Source organism: Streptococcus sp. HMSC074B11 (genome assembly GCF_001808705.1).
GTDB lineage: Bacteria > Bacillota > Bacilli > Lactobacillales > Streptococcaceae > Streptococcus.
The window spans coordinates 1-357 of record NZ_KV794310.1; the positions used below are offsets into that span (position 1 = coordinate 1).

Annotated in this window: 2 tRNA genes; both read left to right on the forward strand. The window is 44.5% G+C overall.

The features are described 5' to 3' along the window. Positions 1–61 precede the first annotated feature (61 nt). Positions 62–135: transfer RNA gene (locus HMPREF2619_RS10255), tRNA-Ile, on the forward strand. A 6-nt stretch (positions 136–141) separates the two neighbouring features. Continuing rightward, positions 142–229 (forward strand) — tRNA-Ser (locus HMPREF2619_RS10260). Positions 230–357 lie beyond the last annotated feature (128 nt).

Consider the following 357-nt stretch of genomic DNA (forward strand, 5'->3'; position numbering starts at 1 on the left):
CGAGTTCGATTCTCGTCACCCGCTTTGAACATATAGTTCATTTACCAAGTTTTTAAAACTTGGGCGCGTAGCTCAGGTGGTTAGAGCGCACGCCTGATAAGCGTGAGGTCGGTGGTTCGAGTCCACTCGTGCCCATTAATAGGAGAATTACTCAAGAGGCTGAAGAGGACGGTTTGCTAAATCGTTAGGTCGGGTAACTGGCGCAAGGGTTCGAATCCCTTATTCTCCGTAATTAGAGCTTTTTAGCTCTTTTTTTGTGTTTTTGACTGTAAAATTTAGGCTTTTTGATAACTATGGTAGGCGATGAATTGTTACAATCATGACCATCCGTCTAACGGGTGGTTTGAACCAGGGCTA